Origin of the sequence: Janthinobacterium sp. MP5059B (assembly GCF_001758645.1) — a bacterium.
GTDB classification, from domain to species: Bacteria; Pseudomonadota; Gammaproteobacteria; order Burkholderiales; family Burkholderiaceae_D; genus Janthinobacterium; species Janthinobacterium lividum.
Genome location: NZ_LRHX01000006.1, coordinates 54,888 through 73,097, shown reverse-complemented (window position 1 = coordinate 73,097; position 18,210 = coordinate 54,888). Strand labels below are relative to the sequence as shown.

Genomic DNA, 18,210 nt, shown 5'->3' with positions numbered 1-18,210 from the left:
CAGCATATGGCTATCGTTGTCGACCGTTCCAACCGCTGGCGTATCCTGGCGGCCCACGTCGCCGTGATCGCGCTGATCGCGCTGGTGATGTTCCCCTTCCTGATGATCTTGTCGATCTCTTTGCGCCCTGGCAACTTCGCCTCGGGCAGCCTGATACCGCCCGAGATCAGCTTCGAGCACTGGCGCCTGGCGCTGGGCATGTCTTACCAGGCGCCCAACGGCGCCCTGGTCGAGCCGGACTTCCCCGTGCTGCTGTGGCTGTGGAATTCCATCAAGGTGGCCAGCATGAGCGCCACCGTCACCGTGCTGCTGTCGACCACCTGCGCGTACGCATTCGCGCGCATGCAGTTCCGCTTCAAGTCGCAAACCCTGTCGGCGCTGATGCTGCTGCAGATGTTCCCCGCCGTGCTGGCCCTGGTGGCCATCTACGCCATCTTCGATGTGCTGGGCAGCTACGTGCCGTGGCTGGGCATCGACCACCACGGCAGCCTGGTGCTGGCCTACACGGGCGGCATCGCCCTGCATATCTGGACCATCAAGGGCTACTATCAAACCATCCCCATCGAAATCGAGGAAGCGGCCAAGGTCGACGGCGCCACGCAATGGCAGGCGTTCATCTACGTGCTGCTGCCGATGACGGTGCCGATCCTGATGGTGGTATTCCTGCTGTCGTTCATCGGCGCCATCATCGAATACCCGATCGCCTCCGTGCTGCTGCATGAACAGAACAACCTGACCCTGGCCGTCGGCTCGAAACTGTTCCTGTACGAGCAAAAATACCTGTGGGGCGACTTCGCCGCGGCAGCCATTTTGTCCGGCCTGCCCATCACGGCCGTATTCCTGCTGGCGCAGAAATGGATGATCTCCGGCCTGACGGCTGGCGGCGTGAAGGGCTGACCATGCGCCGCGCCCTGACTACGCTGGCCGCCCTGTTACTCAGCGCTTCGGCGCAGGCAGGGAGCTTTGCTGACAACCCCATCGTCTACTTCGCCGTAACGGACCGCTTCGCCAACGGCAATCCCGGCAACGACCACAGTTATGGCCGCGCCGCCGACCCGCAAGGCGGCGATGTGGGCAGCTTTCACGGCGGCGACATCGCCGGCATCACGCAGCAGCTCAAAGCCGGCTACTTCCGCGACCTGGGCGTCAACGCCCTGTGGATCACGGCGCCGTACGAGCAGATCCACGGCTGGGTGGTGGGCGGCAAGCAGCAGTTCCAGCACTACGCCTACCACGGCTACTGGGCGCTCGACTACACGACCATGGATGCCAACATGGGCACGCGCGACGAGCTGCGCGAGATGATAGACACGGCACATGCGCAAGGCATCCGCGTGCTGTTCGACGTGGTACTGAACCATCCCGGCTACGCGGACTTGCGCACCCTGTCCGAATACAAGGTGCCGGTCCTGTGGCCCGGCCATGAGCAGGCCGTGCTGCGCGACTATCACAGCTTCATCGACTACAACAACTTCGAATTCAAGCAGTGGTGGGGCCCGGACTGGGTGCGCGCCGGCTTGCCCGGCTACGCCGACGGCGGCAAGGATGATTTCACCATGCAGCTGGCCTACCTGCCCGACTTCCGCACGGAGAGCGGCAAGGCCGTGGGCTTGCCGCCGATTTTGCAGCGCAAGGCCGACACGCGCGCCGTGGCCCTGCCCGATGCGACTGTCCGCACTTACCTTGTCAGCTGGCTGGCCGACTGGGTGCGCGAATTCGGCGTCGACGGCTTCAGGGCCGACACCGTCAAGCACGTGGAGCCGGCCAGCTGGCTGGCCCTGCGCGCGGCGGCCACCGATGCCCTCAAGGATTGGAAAACCCGCCATCCACAGCAAAAGATCGATGACGCACCGTTCTGGATGACGGGCGAAGCGTGGGGCCACGGCCCCGAGCGCAGCAGCTGGCATGACGCCGGTTTCGATTCGATGATCAATTTCGACTTTCAAAGCCGCGCTGGCGGCGACTGGAAAAGCATCGATGGCGTCTACCGCCAGTACGCGGGCTTGCTGGGCAAGGGCCAGGGCCCCCGCTACGACATCCTGTCGTATATCTCGTCGCACGACACCAGCCTGTTCCCGCGCGACCGGCTGAAACATGGCTTGTCCGCCCTGCTGCTGGCGCCGGGCGGCGTGCAGCTGTTCTATGGCGATGAAAGCGCGCGCCAGCCTGGCGCGGCGCCCGTCGGCGACGAACAACAAGCCACGCGGTCAAGCATGAACTGGTCGTCGCTGGACCCTGCCACCCTGGCGCATGCGCGCAAACTGGGCCAGTTCCGCCTGCGCCACCCTGCCCTGGCGCGCGGCGAACACCGCTTCATCGATGAAAAACCGTATGCGTTCGCCCGCGTGACACAGGGCGACGCCATCATCGCCGTACCCGAGGCGCAAGGCCCGCTCGAACTGAAAGTGCACGGCGTGTTCGCCGACGGCACCAGTCTGCGCGACGCTTACACCAATCAAACCTATATCGTAAAAAACGGCACCGTCGCGGTGAACGCGGGCGGCACCGTCCTGCTGGAGAAAGCTGCACCATGAGTACCTATGACATTTTAGTGGTCGGCGGCGCCGGCATCGACACGATCGTGCGCGTCCCCGACCTGCAATTGCCCGTGGCCGATTCGCTGCACGTGCCGCCCATCCACGACTACGTGGCGCACACGGGCAATGGCGTGGCGCTGGGCTGCCATGCGCTGGGATTGCGCTGCAAGTTCATCGACTTCATCGGCGACGATGCGCAGGGCGCGGCCATCCTGCAGCGCTACAAGGAAGCCAGGCTCGATTTTTCACACCTTGTCGAACCCTCGGGCACGCGGCGCAGCGTCAACCTGGTCGATCCGCAAGGGCGCCGGCTGTCGCTGTACGACGGCCGCCATCCGGAAGACGTGCGCATGCCGGCCGCTTTTTATCTTCCCTACCTGGGCCCGGCGCGCCATGCGCACTTTTCCATCATGGGCTGGGTGGCCGAGCTGTTTGACGATGCGCAAGTGTGCGGCACCACGGTGTCGACGGATTTGCACGACTGGGATGGCGTCAACCCGCACCACAAGATCTTTGCGCTGCGCGCCGACCTGGTCTTCCTCAGCACGGCCGCGCTGGGCGAGCGTACGGAGTCCGTCATGCGCGCCATTATCTCGGAAGGCCGCGCGCAGGCCGTCATCGCCATGGCGGGCGCGGATGGCGCCTACCTGCTGGAACGGGGCGGCGAGACCGTGCGTCACACGCCGACGGCAGGCTTGAAGCTGCCCGTGGTAGACACCAATGGCGCCGGCGACTCGTTCGTGGCGGCCTTCCTGCATGCCTGGCTGGGCGGCGCGGGCCTGGACGCCGCCATGCACCGCGGCGCCATCGGCGGCGCATTTGCCTGCGCGCAGAACGGCACGCATGAACGGTTCATCGGGCTGGCAGAGCTGCATGACTTATATCAAGACAGCACTAGCTTATGAATTAAAATTCTATCAAGCGTAGCAACCAGCTAACGGGCGCATGGCACAATGGCTGCGGATTTCACCACCGCATACCATAGCAACCGGAGACCACATGAGAATCGAAACCCTGGCCGTGCACGCCGGCTATACCCCCGACCCGACCACCAAGGCCGCCGCCGTCCCCATTTACCAGACGGTGGCCTACGCCTTCGACAATGCCCAGCATGGCGCCGACCTGTTCGACCTCAAGGTCGCCGGCAATATCTACACGCGCATCATGAACCCCACGCAGGACGTGCTGGAAAAACGGGTCGCGGCGCTGGAAGGCGGCGTGGCCGCGCTGGCCGTGGCGTCGGGCATGGCGGCGATCACCTATGCGATCCAGACCATCGCCGAAGCGGGCGACAATTTCATCTCCGCCAGCCAGCTGTATGGCGGCACCTATAACCTGTTTGCCCACACCCTGCCGCAGATCGGCATCGAAGTGCGCTTCGCCGACGCGCGCCAGCCCGAGACCTTTGCCGCTCTGATCGACGCGCGCACCAAGGCCATCTTCTGCGAATCGATCGGCAACCCGCTGGGCAATGTCACCGATGTAGCGAAACTGGCCGAGATCGCGCATGCGCACGGCATCCCGCTGATCGTCGATAACACGGTGCCGAGTCCCTATCTGTTCCGTCCCATCGAGCATGGCGCCGATATCGTCGTGCACTCGCTGACCAAATACCTGGGCGGCCACGGCACCACCGTGGGCGGCGCCATCGTCGACAGCGGCAAGTTCCCGTGGGCCGATCACAAGGAACGCTTCAAGCGCCTGAACGAACCGGACGTGTCGTATCACGGCGTCGTCTACACGGAAGCGTTCGGCCCCGCCGCCTTCATCGGCCGCGCCAGGGTCGTCCCGCTGCGCAATATGGGCGCGGCCATCTCGCCACTCTCCGCCTTCCAGCTGATCCAGGGCATCGAGACGCTGGCCCTGCGCATGGACCGCATTTGCGACAACACGCTGGCCCTGGCCAGGCACCTGAAACAGCATCCGAAAGTCGCATGGGTCAATTACGCGGGCCTGGAAGACCACCCGGACCACGCGCTGGTGAAGAAATACATGAATGGCCGCGCCTCGGGCATTTTATCGTTCGGCCTGAAACTGGCGGCTGGTGAAGATCCACGCGCGGCCGGCGCCCGCGTGCTCGACGCCCTGCAACTGTTCACGCGCCTGGTCAACATCGGCGACGCCAAGTCGCTGGCCACGCACCCTGCCTCCACTACGCACCGCCAGCTCAATCCCGAAGAACTGGCGAAGGCAGGCGTGTCGGAAGACATGCTGCGCCTGTCCGTCGGCATCGAGCATATCGATGACTTGCGCGAAGACCTGGAACAAGCCTTGAACGCGGCGTAAGCCTCTTTTCCACGCCGCCCGGAGGGGACTTCATGCCATAATCGGCGGCATGTCTTCCCCTCCTACTCCCCCTGAGCAGCCGGCATCTGGCCATTTCCGCGCCGAATACGCGCGGCGCATGAATGCCGTGCTTGACCATATCGACCGCCACCTCGACACGCCGCTGGACCTGGCCCAGCTGGCCGACGTCGCGCATTTTTCACGTTTCCACTTCCACCGCGTATTCGCCGCCTGGATGGGCGAGACGCTGGGCGACTATGCGCGCCGCCGGCGCCTGGAAACGGCCGCCCTGCGGCTGGCCTGCCGTCCCGACGAAACGATACTGGACATCGCGCTGGCGACGGGCTTCGGTTCCGGCGAAGCGTTTGCGCGCGCCTTCAAGCTGAAATTCGGCTGCACGCCAACGGCCTGGCGCGCCGGCATCGCCGCAAAAAACGCTGCCATGCTCGCAGCCATGCGCCTGCGCCGGCAAGATAGCAATCCGGATCAGGCCATGCGCAATCCTGGTCAGGAAAACGGGCCGAACTTCCAGCACCATGGGCACTCCAATCCACTTCATAGAGAGAGTCCCATGCAAGTCACCATCCTCGACCTGCCGCCCGCCACGGTGGCGTGCCAGCGCCATATCGGCCTCTACGGTCCCGCCATCGGCGCCTTCTGGCGCGACACCATCGCGCCATGGATGCAGTCGCACGGCCTGGGCGACGCGACGTGCTACGGCATCGGCCATGACGATCCCAGCATCACGCCGCCAGACAAATGCCGCTACGACGCCTGCGTCACCGTGCCCGATGCGTTCCAGTCGGGCGGCCGGGCCAGCATCACCACCCTGCCGGGCGGGCGCTATGCGGTGGCGCAATTCAAGGGACCATCCAGCGCCATTGCCGAAACATGGACGCGCATGACGCGCGAATGGCTGCAGGTCAGCGGCCTGCAGTGGGATGAGCGCCCGTGCTTCGAGCGCTTTTCCGCGGCCACGGCGCTGGACCCGGCCACCGGCGAATTCTCCTGCGACATCTGCATCCCCGTGCGGCCCCTGTAGCTTCCTCTTTCGCGTGTATCAGCCCGCGATACCATAACGCGATGCGGGCTTGCCGCGCATCGCGCCTGCGAACAGGGCCAGGCGGGCAGAGTCAAACTGCTCCCACAAGGCCTGGTCTTCGACGGAAGGCAGGGTCACCAGTTCGCCCTGATCCAGGCCCGCCAGCGCCGCATCGACACAGTCTTCGGCGCGCATGATGGTGGCCTGGTCCAGCTGCGCCAGCGGCACGCCGCTCAATTCCCAGATTTCCGTCGCCGTCGATGCGGGCAGCACCAGCTGCACCACGATGCCCGTACCGGCCAGCTCCTGCTGCAAGCCGCGCGTGAAATTCATCACATAGCCCTTGGTGGCGCTGTAGATCGTGCTGACGGGCAAGATGTGGAAGGACAGCACGGAACCGATATTGATGATGGTGCCGCTGTTGCGCAGCTTGAACTGCGGCAGCACGGCGTAGCTCAACTCCGCCACGGCCGTCACGTTGACCTTGTCCATGGTGGCGATGCCCGCTTTCGGCGTATCGACGACGGGCGCCAGGGTCGAGGCGCCCGCATTATTGACCAGCATGGTGATGGCCGGATTGCTGGCCAGTTCATCGGCCACGCGCTGCAGGTCGGCCGGTGCGGACAGGTCCGCCGCCAAGTCGCGCACGGACACGCCATACTTTTCCGCCAGCGACTTGGCCAGCACGCCCAGGCGTTCGACCCGGCGCGCCACCAGGATCAAATCGAAGCCACGGCTGGCCAGGCGGTCCGCATACACGGCGCCCAGGCCCGACGATGCGCCGGTGACGAGGGCCGTGCCTTGGGTAGTAACTGCATTCATGATCATTCCTTCTTCAAGATAGGGGGTGGACTGGCGTCACAAAACATGACAGCCATCATGCTTCAACACATTAAATATGACGATCATCATGTTTAATGTGTTGAAGCATGACGAACATCATGTATGATGTCAACCATTATTTTTGAACCGCGATCAGGAGCCTGCCATGCGTTATCCCGCCGAAGAAACCGCTGAAAAGCACCAGCGCATCCTGACGCAAGCGGCGCGACTGTTCCGTGAAAAAGGCTACGACGGCGTCAGCGTGGGACAGATCATGCAGGCGACGGGGCTCACGCATGGCCCCTTCTACAACCACTTCGCTTCGAAGGAAGCGCTGATGGCGGAAAGCACCCTGCATGGCTCGGAACACTCGCGCGTGGCGCTCGATGCAGCAACGGCAAGCCCGGAAGCCATGCGCCAGTATGTGCGCGATTACGTGAGCGCGGCCCACCGAGACGCGCCGGGCGATGGCTGTTTGCTGGCCGCCCTGGCCGGCGACGCGCGCAAGCAGCCGGCCGTGCGCCCCGCCTTCACCGTCCACCTGAAATCCATCATCGGCAAGCTGGCCACGCATTTTCCGTGGCAGAAAAAACGCAACCGACAACAGGAAGCCATCGTCATGCTGTCAGCCATGGTGGGCGCCGTGGCGCTGGCGCGCGCCGTCGACGATGCCGCGCTTTCCGATGAGATCCTGGCGGCAGTCAGCGCAACACTTGCGCCACCTGCCTGATCCTGTCGGCCACCGTGCCGGACACATTGATAAAAGCGATCCCCCGCCGCGCCAGCTCGTCCTGGTACCACGCATGCTGGCGCGCGCGAAAATCCTCGTCGCGGCGTGTGCCATCCTGGATGAAGGGGAAGTCTGGGGCGCACAGCAGCACCAGATCGTAACGGTGTTCTGCCAGCTGCGCCAATTCCTGTTCGGCCCTGCCGAACATCTCGACACAGTAAAAATACGTCGTCATGGGCGAGGTATCGCAAAACAGCCAGCGCCGCGCAGCCAATAGCGCCTGCGCTTCGCGGCGCAGCTGTTCCCGGCCGATCTTCAGCAGATCGTCATAGTTCAATATGCCATCCTGGCTTTCCCACAACTCGCGGCCATATTCGGCCACCCAGGCCGTCTCGAAATGCGCCGCCAGTGCTTGCGCCAAGGTCGTCTTGCCACTCGATTCGCCGCCGAGCACGCACACGCGCGTGACAAAATCGGCGCGCACAATCGGCGACAGGAAGGCGCTGTGCGCATGCGGGTCTTGCCTGGCCCGCGTGCCGGACACGGGCACCACAGTTCTCGCCTGGTCCACGCTCACATGCGCCACCAGCCCGCCGGCATAATGCCGTTCCAGCACCTGGGCAAAGCCGGGGCCATAGTCCTCGCTGGTGAAGACGGCATCGACGGGCAGCGCCAGCACTGTCCAGCACAGCCAGCCCATGAAATGGCGGTGCGCGTCGCCATCGTCATCGTTGTGCGGCAGCGTACGCGCCGGCACGCCGCGCGCCGCACACAGAGCGGCCAGGCGCGCATCATCCAGCACGACGATGTGCGCCTGCGGGAATTGCGCGCGCAGCCACCGTTCCCGGCGCGCCGGCTCGTAACCGGGAAATTCGGGCCTGGTGTAGCTGACCACCAGCAGTTCTTCGCTGGCCTCTTGCGCACGATGGATCAACAGTTCGTGGCCCTGGTGCAGCGGGCAGAATTTACCGACCACGAGGCCGCGTTTATAAAGGTTCATGCCACTGCTTCCTGCAAATCCGAGGTGTATTGAATGATCTTGTCTTCCGCCAGCAAGGTCTCGACCGCGATGGCGCCGAAAAAAGGCGCGAGCAAGGAGCGGGCCCGGTCAGCCTGCGGCATGGCGTTCGGCGCCAGACGCAGCGCGATGGCGCCGTCGCCATGCTGGTGCACGCCGAACAGGGCGATGGCCAGCGGTTTCAGGGCATGCGTAATGTCGATATTGTTGATCCATTCGCCATTGATCGTCCTGTAGCGCAGGGGACTGCGGCCGGCCAGGCCCACCAGCACGGGACCGTGCGGGCCATGCGCCAGCGAAGCGTAATCACCCGTGCGGTAGCGAACCAGCGGCAGGCAAAAATTGAAGCCGCCCGTCACGGTGATTTCGCCGCGTGCGCCATCCGGCACGGGCTGGCCCGCGCTATCGAGGATTTCCACGTACAGCCGGTGCTGCAGCAGCACGTGGCCACCCGCCTGTTCATCGTAGACGGCCACGGGGCCCACCTCATTGAGCGAATAGATATCGAGCACGGGGCAGCCGAACGCCGCTTCGAGACGCGCGCGCATGCCGGGCAACAGCATCATCGACACGGACAGCAGCGCGGCCGGCTTGTGCGCCATGGGCAGGGTCAGCAACTCGGCAAACGAGATGGGGTCGCCCGCAATCAGCTCGGGCGCCATGGCGTCCAGGTAGCGCGCGCGGTCATCCGGGTCGCGCCAGTCGTCCTCGTGCAGGTTGATCTTCGCCAGGCCCGATTCGTTCATCGCCGGCGTGACGGAAACGTAGGTGAAGCAGCGGCGCTGATGCCCCAGCAGCATCACGCCCACCTGGCCCGCGCCATGGCGCAGGGTGACGCCGAAGCGGCGCAGCGCACGCTTGTGGAAGGCCAGGTAGCGCCCCGCCACCAGTGGGTGCGAGGCGATCAGCAGCGGGTGGCCGGTCGTGCCTGTCGTCTGGAAGTTGATCATGCGCGCCAGGTCCGCGTCGTCGGGCACGAAGGCGGCGATGTCGTGGGCCAGTTCGGCGCGGCTGATGGGCGCCACGTCCGCAAGACGCGCGGGCGGCGAACCGCAGGCGCGGTAATGCGGCACGGTGGCGTAGGTCGTCCTGAGAAAATCCGCCAGCCAGGGCGGCGGCGCGTCTTTGCTCCAGCCGATCTCCGCCTGCATGACTTCCTGCTCGTAGGCGCGCAGCGCTTCGACCTCCCCGGCCAGCAGCTTGTTGCCGCTGCGGTTGCGGTACCGGGGTGCCGCGGGATGGCTGCGCAGTTTTTCCAGCATGCGCGCCCCCGCCTGCGTCAGGGTGGGACAGTAGTCGCAGTCCGATTCCCAGGCGCCGTCCGGCAAATTGACGTCCACACTCATTCGCGCGACCACTTGTCGGCCGATTCCTCGGCCGCCTTCTTTGCCAGCGCTTCGCGGATTTCGCGCGCGCGCTGCTCGGCCAGCCGGCTCGCTTCGAGCAGGCGGCGGCGCTCCGTGCCGCTGATGGCGGACAAGCGGTCCGTGGCCTGCGCCACGCTTTCGTCGCGGGGCCGAAAGCCCAGGCGCGCCAGCACGATGCGCGCCAGTTCCTCGCGCCGCTCGGGGTCTTGCGTGAACTGGTGGGCCGGCGTGGCAGCGGCCAGTTCGCGCGCCGCCTCGCCCAGTACCTGCAACAAATCGTGCTGCGGCAACTGCTGGCCGATGAACCAGTCGTCGGCCAGCAGCCAGCACAGGATCATGGCCAGCGCCAGCCGGTTGCGGTCCGCCTTCACCTGCGCGCCGATAAAACCCTGCAGGGATACGACCGGTGCACGCGCACCATGCAGCAGCAAAATATCGTTGACCAGCGCGGCCACCGCCACCGCCTGCGCATTGGCGACGCCGGCGATGCGCGGCTCGGCGAGGAATTCGACGGGGGTGTCGGCCAGGCGGTGGGTCAGGGTTTCGAGGTGGGGACCGTGAGTATGCATGTCATTGTTGTATGTAGTGGCGCCGGCTGAACGCCCGCGCAAAGTCCAGCAAGTCCTCGTAGCGCTCGACGGCGTGGATATCCCAGCCCTGCTCGCGGCGCGCGCGCTTCAGATCGTCATAGGTCTGCTGCAGCCACTTGTTGGCCGCCGCGCCATCCCAGTCGCGCTCCAGGTTCAGGGCCATGGTGCCGCCCGCGCCGCCCTGCGCCAGCGCTTTCGCCGAGATATCCCAGCCGCTGTTGCCCAGTTCATCCTTGTCGAACATGGTGGTGATACCGTCGTCGGAAATCATCAGGATGTGCGCGGGCCGTTCGCGCCTGGCCGCATAGGTCTGGCGCAGGCGGTGGATGGGGAAACAGGTGCCGCCGCCAAAAAATTCCGTCAGCACGCCCAGGATCATGTCTTCATCGCGCACGAAGCCTGGCGTTTGCATCACCTCGTTCTTGCCGCTCCACAGGGTCACCTGCACCTTCGCGCCGGCGCGCAGGGCGGACAAGGCGATCACGGCGCCAGCCAGTGTCAGGAACGAGGTATGCGCCTGCGGGTTCGGCATGGAGCCGGAACTGTCCACGTACATGTCCAGGTCGACGGGCACGGCGTCGATGGCGCGCGCCGGTTCGCGGCCGTACACGCGGCGCACGGTGGTCACGCCCGGCACGGGGCGCGGCGATTGCATCACCGATTGCAGCCAGTCGATGTCTTCCAGAGGGTCGCCGATTTCCCATGCTTCCAGCCCTTCCATCTGCGGCTCCTGCGACTCGGGCGCGGGGCGGCTGGGGAACGCCACCAGGTGCGGCAATGCCCGTTCGCGGTAATAGCGGATGGCGATTTCATGGTCGCTCAGGTTCACGCCCGACGCTTTTAAGATATCGCCCAGCTCGAACGGTTCGCGCAGTTGCCCGCCGCCCGGCCTGGCGGGCGCCTCGGTCACAGGTTCCTCGCCATCAAGGCCGGAAATGCGCTTGTCGTGCACCGGGTGGATGGCGCCGTCCGCCTCGTCGTCCTCGATCTGCTGCGCGCCATAGGTCTGGCAGCCACGGGCTGCGTCGCGCGTGTCGAGCAGATAGCGGCTCGGGCTCAAGGCATCCGTGTCTTCCACCAGATAAGGCAGCAGCAAGGTGGCGAAGCGGCCCGCCGCCAGCATCCAGTCGTTCGCGTAAACACGGATCAGGCGCGCGCCCAGCCAGGCATCCGTGTCCAGGCGTTCGTCTGCACTACCGCCTCCGAGTTCGCCCTTTTGCAGCTGCCACAGGTTTTCATAGATGCGCATGTACAGGGTCCATACGCCGCCGCTACCCTTGGCATCGGCTTGCGCAGAGCGCCCCTGCTGCAGTTTGCGGTAGATATCGGCCATGCGCAAATTCGCCTGGCGCTGCAAACGGTCGTTGATGAACAGGTCCGTGTACAGGTTGGCCACCATGGGCGCATGCTGCTCCAGGGTCGGCAAGGCGCGGCGCATGCGCGCCAGCAGGCGGAACTGGTCGCTGGCACTGCCCGGCGCGAGAATGTGGTGGCCGATTTCATGGGCAAGCACTTCCAGCGCATAGTCGTCCAGGCCCAGCTCCGTCACCAGCGGCAAGTCCACCACCACGCTCTGGTCCAGCAAGCGGATCATGGCGAAGCTGCCGGACAAGCCCTGCCTGCTGGCCTCGACGCGGCTGGCGCACAGGTTCGGGTCGCGCAGGCGCGTAAATTTGCTCCACGCGGCCAGGGCCTCGGGCCAGGCGGCGCGCCAGCGGTCGATCAAGTCGGCATCGTTCTTCATGCGAGCGGCAGCAGGCGGATCGCATGCGTCCACGGTGACGTGACGGCGAGCGTATGCGCATTCGCGGCAAGCGCGATATCACCGGCCGGCAGGTCGAGCGCGATGCTGCGCGCGCCGATATGCACGGTCGCCCCCTCGAGGCGCACGGACGCCGGCATGGCACCTGGCGCCTGCTCGAACTCCTGCGCCGTGGCGCTGTGCAGCACGGCGCCATAGGCGTCGGCCACCAGCAGGTAGTGGCGCTCGGCGCTGCGCACGACAAAACCGTCCTTTGTCGCGCGCACTTGCGGCGGTGTGCCGAAGTCGCCACCGAGGCCGCTGAAGCTGCCGAACGCCCTGCCCTCGGCATTGCCGCGCCAGGGATTCGCCAGCAACTGCGCATGCACCTGCGGCCATTGCGCGCCCGGCTCGCCAAAGGCGGCCAGCGCCAGCGCTTGTGGCAAGGTGTCGGCGGCGGCCAGCGCGCCCAGGCGGAAATGCGCGACGCCGGCGCGCCAGGCCAGCACCTGGCCCACGGCGCGCAGCTGCGCGACGCTGGCGACTTGCGGCGCCACGGCAGCCATTCCGGCCTGCCATTGCGCGGGCCGCGCTCCCGCCACGGCGCCAATGTGGATGGCGGCGTTGCTGAGCATGCCCAATACATCCACGGGCGCGGTGGCCAGCAACGGCGCAAACGAGGGCGCCAGTTCGCGCCAGACGGTATTCAGGAACGGATTTTTCGCGGCAGGCCCGGCCAGGCCATGGCCCACCAGTTCCAGCGCCATGTCATAGGCGGCAAAGGTAGCGCCGCCCACGCGCTCGGGCGCGGCGGCGGCCAAGGCCAGCACCAGCGGATCGACGCCGTCGTGCAGTAAGGCGCCAAAGGCGGCCATGTCGAGCGCGGGAAAGCGCCGGAGCGCCTCCACAGCGCGCGCATTGAACTGGGCGCGGCCGCTGGCAAGTATCGAGGAAAAGGCAGGGGAAATCATCGCAGCCTGTCAATCGCTGTGCGAAAAGTGCAGCAGATAGCGCTCATCCCCTGACTCGAAGGCGATCTCGTCCCAGTGAATCGCGTACCAGACACCAGGTGGCGGCGTCATCGCCACGGCGTGCACGCTGAATCCGGCCAGCGACATGTCCAGCGCTTCGAGGAAGGCGTTGACGAGGCAGGCGCGAAAACGGCCCGGCGGCGCCGTGCGCATGTGATCCGACGAGAAGAACCAGCGCTGGCATAGCTGCTCCAGCTGCGCACGCCCGCACGGCACCGCCGCGATCTGCCACAAGGCCGCCGGCAAGTCGCGCGCAGGTTCGATGACAGTCAAGGCATATTCTTCGATGCGCAAGCCCAGCGCCGTGGCCAGGTCTGGCGCGTCGGGCAGGCGTTGCAGCTCGTAAGTTGCGCACAGGTCGCTGGCCTCGCTGTTCAACATGGCCAGCGCATCGAGAAACCCGCGGCAATGGTCGATATTCAGAGCGTCATTCATTGCGAACGCAGCCAAGTGCGGTAGTTCGTATAGCGCTGGTGCAGATACTTGAGCTTCAGCAGGTCGTCGTACAGGGGACCGTACAATTTTCTGCCCTTCGTGCGTTCGCCGATCAGCTTTTCGATGCGGTTCAGGCGCGCCAGAGTCTCGCGCTCGCTGACGCCATCGAGGCCCAGGTCGAATTCGGCCGACAGCACGCCGACAGGATCATCGCGGTCCAGATCCAGGCGGTTGAATTCATCGTTCGACAAATCGAACAGGCGGCGCAGCCAGCCCAGCCTGTCGCTGCGGTAGGCGGCGTTTTCCGGCAGCGCGAAAAATGGCGCATCCGGGTCCGGCTGCAGCTTGTTATGCAGGACGAACGGCAGTACCTGGCGCAAGTCTTCCAGCGCCACCTCGCCATTGCCGCGGAAATAAGCCATGGCCTTGGCGTAGATCATCAGCGCCATCAGGGTGCGCACGGAAATGCCGTTCAAGGTCTGGCAGCCCAGGTCTTTCAGGCGGTCGCGCCCATTGTCGGCCGCCTGCGCGGCGCCCCGGTCGGCTCCGGCCAGGCGGGCCGTATCCTTGGTCATGTATTCAAACTGGCCGCCGGCCGTCTCGAACAGCTCGAACTGGCTGGCAAAGAATTCCAGGCGGCGGCGTACGGCGTCGGGTATGGCCACCTGGCGGATGGATGCGCCGATCTGATCCACCTCCCCTTCCGTGAAGATGATATCGGGCGGCACCAGCTCTTCGGGCCGCACGTTTTCTTCCACGCGCAGCAGCAGTTCGTTCAGGAAGCGCGGGTTGAAGGCCAGCGCCTGCACCGTCACGTCGACCCGGTCGCGCAGCGCTTCGATCACCTGGTACGTGCCGCCGCCCTGGTCATCGTTGGCCGTCAGATACCAGGCCGCTTCCGGGCATTCGTAAATATGGTTCAGCACTTCCGCGTAATTGTCGCCCATGACGGTGAGCAGCGCGCTTTGCGTGCGCGTGGGGATGCGATTGTATTCATCGACGATCTTCACGCGCATGCCCAGCCAGGCGCGCCAGGCGATGCGGATATCGTCCATGCTTTGCGCGTTCACCAGGTCCGCCGGCAGCGGATTGCCCAGCAAATCGGCCACCGTCATCTGCGGGTGGCCATGCTGCATGGCGCGCTTGACTTCCTTGACGGTGGAGCCGGCAAGCACGCCCATCAGCAGGGCGCTGGCCGTCTTGCCCCGCCCCGGCCCGCCGACAAACAGGCATTTGCGGCGCGTGGCAAAGGTCAGCAGAGGCAGCAAAATGAAGCTGGAATAGCTTTGCGCCGACGGCAGATTCAGGGTGCGGCGGCTGTCGCCCACGGAATACGTCTGCGACGGGCCATCGTTGTATTCGATGTCGTAATGGGGACTGATGATGGCGTGATTGACGATCCAGAAATACGCCTGGCGCAGCTTTTCATCAAACGGCCGCGCTTGCGCCTCGCCTTCCGCTCCCAGCGCGATGGGGCCCTGGTACAGGTCCGCCACGTCGAACTGCCGCGCAGCGGGCGCGGACTTGGGTTTGGTGGGGGCCTGGGACAGGCGCTGGAACAGGTTAAAAGACGGCATGGCAATATTCTTCCATTAAGGAAATGAAATTATTGCACAAGCCACCTGCAAGCACCGGTTCGCATGACAAGCAACTCAGCCCGCCATCGGCGTGGCCCGAAACACCGACTGCTGCTCGGCCAGCGCCGTCAAAGCGGCCACGGCCGGATAATCGCTGGCCGCCATCACGTCGGGCACCATCTGCCGAGCAAAACTCCAGGCCACCGCAATGGTGATGCCGGCAATACTCAAGCAGTCTGGCGCCTCTTCGCGCAATGACGCCTCCAGCTGCGCCCAGGCCCCATGCAACTGCAGCTGGACGCGGTCCAGCCAGGGCTGGTGCTGTTTTTCCTGCGGGCGCAAGCGCCGTTCATAGACGATCTGCACGGCTTTGTCGCAGGCGGCCAAAGCATAGCTGGTTTGGCACAGCGCGCGCAGGCGTGCCGGACCCGGCTCCGGCCTGATGCGGGGAGCATGCGCGGCCAGTTCCTCCAGATACGCCAGGATCAGGGTCGAGTCCATCAGCACCTGGCCGTCGTCCGTGACCAGGGTCGGCACTTTGACGGCCGGGTTAATGCTCCGTACCTGGTCGACATCGGAAAACACGGACAGGGGCCGGTGTTCGTACTCCAGGCCCAGCACTTTCATACCGATGGCAACGCGCCTGACGTAGGGCGAATCGAGCATGCCGATCAATATCATGGCCTTCTCCTCTCCATCTGCTGAATAAACGCGATGACTTGCGCCGCGACGGGCAAGGGCGCGTCTTCCATCAGGAAGTGCCCGGCCTCGTCAAACAGATGCAAGGTGGCGCCGGGAATATCGCGCTGCAGGCGATGGCCGTACGCCACCGGCTGCCACTCGTCCTGCTGGCCCCATAATACCTGTACCGGCACTGTCAACTGCGGCAGTCTTTCGGCAAAGTCCATCGTATAGCAGGCGTTATAGTGCGCCACCTGGTGCTGGTAGAACGAGGGCTGGCCCACCACGCCGCACAGCGGCTCCAGGTAGCACCGCAGAAGCTCGCCCTGCATCCTGCCCTTGTGAAAAACGGCCATGCCCAGCTGGCGCGCCATCGTGTCGCGATGCTCGCTGGCCGGCGTCAAGGCACGCCGGGCGAAATCATCGCGCAGATGCTTCCAGGTGGGCGACGGCCAGGAATCGTAGCTGGGCGCGTCGGCGATGCTCAAGCTGCGCAGGCGCGACGCGTGGTCGAACGCCAGGCGCAGCGCAATGGCGCCGCCGATATCGTGGCCGAACAAATGGGTGGTCGGCAGTTGCCAGTGGTCGAGCAAAGCTGCCAGCAAGGTCACCTGCGCCGCTACCGAGGTATCGGCATCGACTGGCCGCTCCGACCGTCCAAAGCCCAGCAAGTCATACAGGTGCACCTGGCAACCGGCGTCGACGAACAGCGGTACCAGTTCGCGCCAGATCATGCTGTGCGCCGGCGTGCCATGCACCAGCACCAGCGGCGTGCCTGCGCCATGGATGCCGGTGGCGATACGGTGGCCGTGGATCAGGGCGTGGCCATTCAACAGCGGTTCTTGACTCGTCATCAGATGTCCTTTTGTTTGCGGAACCTGCAGGCTAAGGCTTGACTGGACATGACGCCAGTGACATTCTTTTGACCTTCAATCCAACTTTTGTCATGACCCATGAATTTGCGCCTATCCGTCGATGCCCTGCGTGTGTTCAGGGCAGTGGTACAAACCGGCAGCATGAGCCAGGCCGCCAGTCTGCTCCATCTGAGCCAGTCGGCCGTCAGCTGGAAAATCAAGCGACTGGAACAGCAGCTCGATTGCCAGCTGCTGGCGCGCAGCGGCGGGCTGTTTGGCACGACCGACCAGGGAGCCGTGCTGCTGCGGCATGCCGTCAACATACTCGATGCCCACGATGACGCCGTCGCCCATTTTTCGCCATCCGCGATGCATGGCCGGCTGCGCATCGGCGTGACGGAGCAGATTTCATTGACGGACGTGTGCGCGGTGCTGTCGCAGTTCTCGCATCACCACCCCAAGGTGGACGTGCAACTGGTGGTGGAGCAAAGCCAGGTTTTGCGCGAACGCTTTGCCGACGGCGTGTTCGATGTGATTTTGCATCAGGATTTTGCCGGCATGGCGGCGCCGGCCGACACGCTGTTATGGACAGAAACACTGCATTGGTGCGCTGCCACGGCAGAGCAGACTTTGCCGGGCGAGACCGTCAAGCTGATCACCTATGGGCCGCACTGCTTTTACCGCCGGCTGGCCGAGGAAAAGCTGGGCCAGGCCGGCATGGCCTGGAGCGTGGGCCTGGAATGCCCGTCGGTGGCGGGCGTGCTGACCGCGATCGCCGCCGGCCTGGGCATGGCGGTGGTCAATGAACGCAACCTGGGCCAGGGCGTGCACCGGCATGCGGCACTGGAACGGCTGGCGCCGCTACCCCGTGTCGCCAGCCTGCTGCGGGCCAATGACAACCTGCCCGACCCCGTGCGTGACGGTTTTTGCCAGCTGCTGCTGGCAGCATTGCAGAACAGGAGGCACGATGGATCCCGTCGCTAGCGATGCGGCCAGAGCAGATCAACCTTCTCGTCGTCGCTCAGCCACCAGCGCTTTCCGTCCTTGTCCTTGTGCACACCGAATATTTTCTGGTAGTTGTAGGTCTTGCAGTGCAGCTTCAGCCAGGCGTGGTAGTAGTCATCAAGAAAAGCGCTGAATATCTGCTGGAAGCGTGGTTCGCTGGCGTCTTTTTCGGGCAGCTCGAAGCTGCCTAACCTGGCAACGATGTGCGCGATGTCCGTCCTGCTGACGCCGTCGAGTTTCACTGGATCGGGCAAGGCGATCCTGAACGCCAGCACTTCCGCGCCCTCCTCTTCCCACCACTCGCGCAAATTGAAGCGGGAAATATCCTTTCCGCTTAGTGCCTGCAATTGATCCGCGAGTCTGTCGTATTCGGCGTTGTCGTCGTCGCCATGTGTATCACAGAACTGCGTATAAGCCAGTATCGATGCCAAAATCGTGGCATACCTTTCTTCAGCCACAGCCAGTGGGGGCTCCAGCGCTTGCTCTGATTTCAT

General features: G+C 64.7%; 18 protein-coding genes. 7 read left to right on the top strand and 11 right to left on the bottom strand.

Translation table 11 applies throughout. From position 1 onward, the window contains the following. Positions 1–6 precede the first annotated feature (6 nt). The 5 genes from malG (at position 7) to JAB1_RS05055 (ending at position 5,865) form a co-directional block, all read left to right on the top strand. Positions 7–897, top strand: coding sequence for a maltose ABC transporter permease MalG (gene malG / locus JAB1_RS05075; protein WP_034783032.1), 891 nt, complete (start codon positions 7–9; stop codon positions 895–897). Next, a complete protein-coding gene (locus JAB1_RS05070) occupies positions 855–2,534 on the top strand; it encodes an alpha-amylase family glycosyl hydrolase (RefSeq protein ID WP_254671975.1) in 1,680 nt (559 codons plus the stop codon). Before malG ends, JAB1_RS05070 begins: the two co-directional genes overlap by 43 nt. Then, positions 2,531–3,442, top strand: a complete 912-nt coding sequence (locus JAB1_RS05065; RefSeq protein WP_070279057.1) for a PfkB family carbohydrate kinase — start codon at positions 2,531–2,533, stop codon at positions 3,440–3,442. Before JAB1_RS05070 ends, JAB1_RS05065 begins: the two co-directional genes overlap by 4 nt. Before the next feature lie 94 nt (positions 3,443–3,536). Continuing rightward, the gene (locus JAB1_RS05060) at positions 3,537–4,823 is read left to right on the top strand and encodes an aminotransferase class I/II-fold pyridoxal phosphate-dependent enzyme (protein WP_070279056.1); all 1,287 of its coding nucleotides are present in this window, start codon (positions 3,537–3,539) and stop codon (positions 4,821–4,823) included. A gap of 49 nt (positions 4,824–4,872) precedes the next feature. After that, on the top strand, positions 4,873–5,865 hold the full coding sequence (locus JAB1_RS05055) for a GyrI-like domain-containing protein (protein WP_070279055.1): 993 nt from the start codon (positions 4,873–4,875) through the stop codon (positions 5,863–5,865). 18 nt (positions 5,866–5,883) lie between these two features. Here JAB1_RS05055 and JAB1_RS05050 read toward each other — a convergent pair whose 3' ends face one another. Further along, entirely contained in the window at positions 5,884–6,687 is an 804-nt protein-coding gene (locus JAB1_RS05050; RefSeq protein WP_070279795.1) for an SDR family oxidoreductase, read from the bottom strand. A gap of 166 nt (positions 6,688–6,853) precedes the next feature. Between JAB1_RS05050 and JAB1_RS05045 the strand changes: the two genes are divergently transcribed. Beyond that, positions 6,854–7,417, top strand: a complete 564-nt coding sequence (locus JAB1_RS05045) for a TetR/AcrR family transcriptional regulator (RefSeq protein WP_070279054.1) — start codon at positions 6,854–6,856, stop codon at positions 7,415–7,417. Here the strand turns inward: JAB1_RS05045 and JAB1_RS05040 are convergent. The 9 genes from JAB1_RS05040 to JAB1_RS05000 all read right to left on the bottom strand — a co-directional run bounded on the left by JAB1_RS05040 (position 7,389) and on the right by JAB1_RS05000 (position 16,711). After that, positions 7,389–8,417, bottom strand: a complete 1,029-nt coding sequence (locus JAB1_RS05040) for an AAA family ATPase (protein ID WP_070279053.1) — start codon at positions 8,415–8,417, stop codon at positions 7,389–7,391. The two genes, JAB1_RS05045 and JAB1_RS05040, sit on opposite strands and share 29 nt — an antisense overlap. Further along, on the bottom strand, positions 8,414–9,781 hold the full coding sequence (locus JAB1_RS05035; RefSeq protein ID WP_070279052.1) for an AMP-binding protein: 1,368 nt from the start codon (positions 9,779–9,781) through the stop codon (positions 8,414–8,416). The genes JAB1_RS05040 and JAB1_RS05035 overlap by 4 nt, the downstream gene beginning before the upstream one ends. Further along, positions 9,778–10,371 (bottom strand): hypothetical protein, encoded by a 594-nt coding sequence (locus tag JAB1_RS05030; RefSeq protein ID WP_070279051.1) that lies wholly within the window; start codon positions 10,369–10,371, stop codon positions 9,778–9,780. The genes JAB1_RS05035 and JAB1_RS05030 overlap by 4 nt, the downstream gene beginning before the upstream one ends. A 1-nt stretch (position 10,372) precedes the next feature. After that, positions 10,373–12,136, bottom strand: coding sequence for a VWA domain-containing protein (locus JAB1_RS05025; RefSeq protein ID WP_070279050.1), 1,764 nt, complete (start codon positions 12,134–12,136; stop codon positions 10,373–10,375). Next, complete coding sequence (locus JAB1_RS05020; RefSeq protein ID WP_070279049.1) at positions 12,133–13,104, bottom strand: hypothetical protein; 972 nt, start codon at positions 13,102–13,104, stop codon at positions 12,133–12,135. The genes JAB1_RS05025 and JAB1_RS05020 overlap by 4 nt, the downstream gene beginning before the upstream one ends. 9 nt (positions 13,105–13,113) lie before the next feature. Further along, positions 13,114–13,599, bottom strand: coding sequence for a hypothetical protein (locus JAB1_RS05015; protein ID WP_070279048.1), 486 nt, complete (start codon positions 13,597–13,599; stop codon positions 13,114–13,116). Next, complete coding sequence (locus JAB1_RS05010) at positions 13,596–15,176, bottom strand: AAA family ATPase (protein WP_070259207.1); 1,581 nt, start codon at positions 15,174–15,176, stop codon at positions 13,596–13,598. Before JAB1_RS05010 ends, JAB1_RS05015 begins: the two co-directional genes overlap by 4 nt. Before the next feature lie 75 nt (positions 15,177–15,251). Beyond that, positions 15,252–15,857 carry a glutathione S-transferase gene (locus JAB1_RS05005; RefSeq protein WP_070279047.1) on the bottom strand — a complete coding sequence of 202 codons (606 nt, stop codon included), beginning with the start codon at positions 15,855–15,857 and terminating at the stop codon, positions 15,252–15,254. Then, positions 15,854–16,711 (bottom strand): alpha/beta hydrolase, encoded by an 858-nt coding sequence (locus JAB1_RS05000; RefSeq protein WP_070279046.1) that lies wholly within the window; start codon positions 16,709–16,711, stop codon positions 15,854–15,856. Before JAB1_RS05000 ends, JAB1_RS05005 begins: the two co-directional genes overlap by 4 nt. A 99-nt stretch (positions 16,712–16,810) precedes the next feature. Here JAB1_RS05000 and JAB1_RS04995 point away from each other — a divergent pair, with 99 nt between their 5' ends. After that, positions 16,811–17,695: a LysR family transcriptional regulator gene (locus JAB1_RS04995; protein ID WP_071653297.1), complete on the top strand. Its 885-nt coding sequence runs from the start codon at positions 16,811–16,813 to the stop codon at positions 17,693–17,695. On the opposite strand, the gene JAB1_RS04990 is transcribed toward JAB1_RS04995, so the two are convergent. Beyond that, on the bottom strand, positions 17,692–18,210 hold the full coding sequence (locus JAB1_RS04990; protein WP_139144435.1) for a hypothetical protein: 519 nt from the start codon (positions 18,208–18,210) through the stop codon (positions 17,692–17,694). The two genes, JAB1_RS04995 and JAB1_RS04990, sit on opposite strands and share 4 nt — an antisense overlap.

Bases quoted from the DNA above. Each gene is read 5' to 3' on its own strand.
- JAB1_RS05020 (WP_070279049.1), bottom strand. From the start codon at position 13,104: ATGATTTCCCCTGCCTTTTCCTCGATACTTGCCAGCGGCCGCGCCCAG.
- JAB1_RS05015 (WP_070279048.1), bottom strand. From the start codon at position 13,599: ATGAATGACGCTCTGAATATCGACCATTGCCGCGGGTTTCTCGATGCG.
- JAB1_RS05005 (WP_070279047.1), bottom strand. From the start codon at position 15,857: ATGATATTGATCGGCATGCTCGATTCGCCCTACGTCAGGCGCGTTGCC.
- JAB1_RS05055 (WP_070279055.1), top strand. From the start codon at position 4,873: ATGTCTTCCCCTCCTACTCCCCCTGAGCAGCCGGCATCTGGCCATTTC.
- JAB1_RS05065 (WP_070279057.1), top strand. From the start codon at position 2,531: ATGAGTACCTATGACATTTTAGTGGTCGGCGGCGCCGGCATCGACACG.
- JAB1_RS04995 (WP_071653297.1), top strand. From the start codon at position 16,811: ATGAATTTGCGCCTATCCGTCGATGCCCTGCGTGTGTTCAGGGCAGTG.
- malG (WP_034783032.1), top strand. From the start codon at position 7: ATGGCTATCGTTGTCGACCGTTCCAACCGCTGGCGTATCCTGGCGGCC.
- JAB1_RS05025 (WP_070279050.1), bottom strand. From the start codon at position 12,136: ATGAAGAACGATGCCGACTTGATCGACCGCTGGCGCGCCGCCTGGCCC.
- JAB1_RS05030 (WP_070279051.1), bottom strand. From the start codon at position 10,371: ATGCATACTCACGGTCCCCACCTCGAAACCCTGACCCACCGCCTGGCC.
- JAB1_RS05000 (WP_070279046.1), bottom strand. From the start codon at position 16,711: ATGACGAGTCAAGAACCGCTGTTGAATGGCCACGCCCTGATCCACGGC.
- JAB1_RS05050 (WP_070279795.1), bottom strand. From the start codon at position 6,687: ATGAATGCAGTTACTACCCAAGGCACGGCCCTCGTCACCGGCGCATCG.
- JAB1_RS05040 (WP_070279053.1), bottom strand. From the start codon at position 8,417: ATGAACCTTTATAAACGCGGCCTCGTGGTCGGTAAATTCTGCCCGCTG.
- JAB1_RS05010 (WP_070259207.1), bottom strand. From the start codon at position 15,176: ATGCCGTCTTTTAACCTGTTCCAGCGCCTGTCCCAGGCCCCCACCAAA.
- JAB1_RS05070 (WP_254671975.1), top strand. From the start codon at position 855: ATGGATGATCTCCGGCCTGACGGCTGGCGGCGTGAAGGGCTGACCATG.
- JAB1_RS05060 (WP_070279056.1), top strand. From the start codon at position 3,537: ATGAGAATCGAAACCCTGGCCGTGCACGCCGGCTATACCCCCGACCCG.
- JAB1_RS04990 (WP_139144435.1), bottom strand. From the start codon at position 18,210: ATGAAATCAGAGCAAGCGCTGGAGCCCCCACTGGCTGTGGCTGAAGAA.
- JAB1_RS05045 (WP_070279054.1), top strand. From the start codon at position 6,854: ATGCGTTATCCCGCCGAAGAAACCGCTGAAAAGCACCAGCGCATCCTG.
- JAB1_RS05035 (WP_070279052.1), bottom strand. From the start codon at position 9,781: ATGAGTGTGGACGTCAATTTGCCGGACGGCGCCTGGGAATCGGACTGC.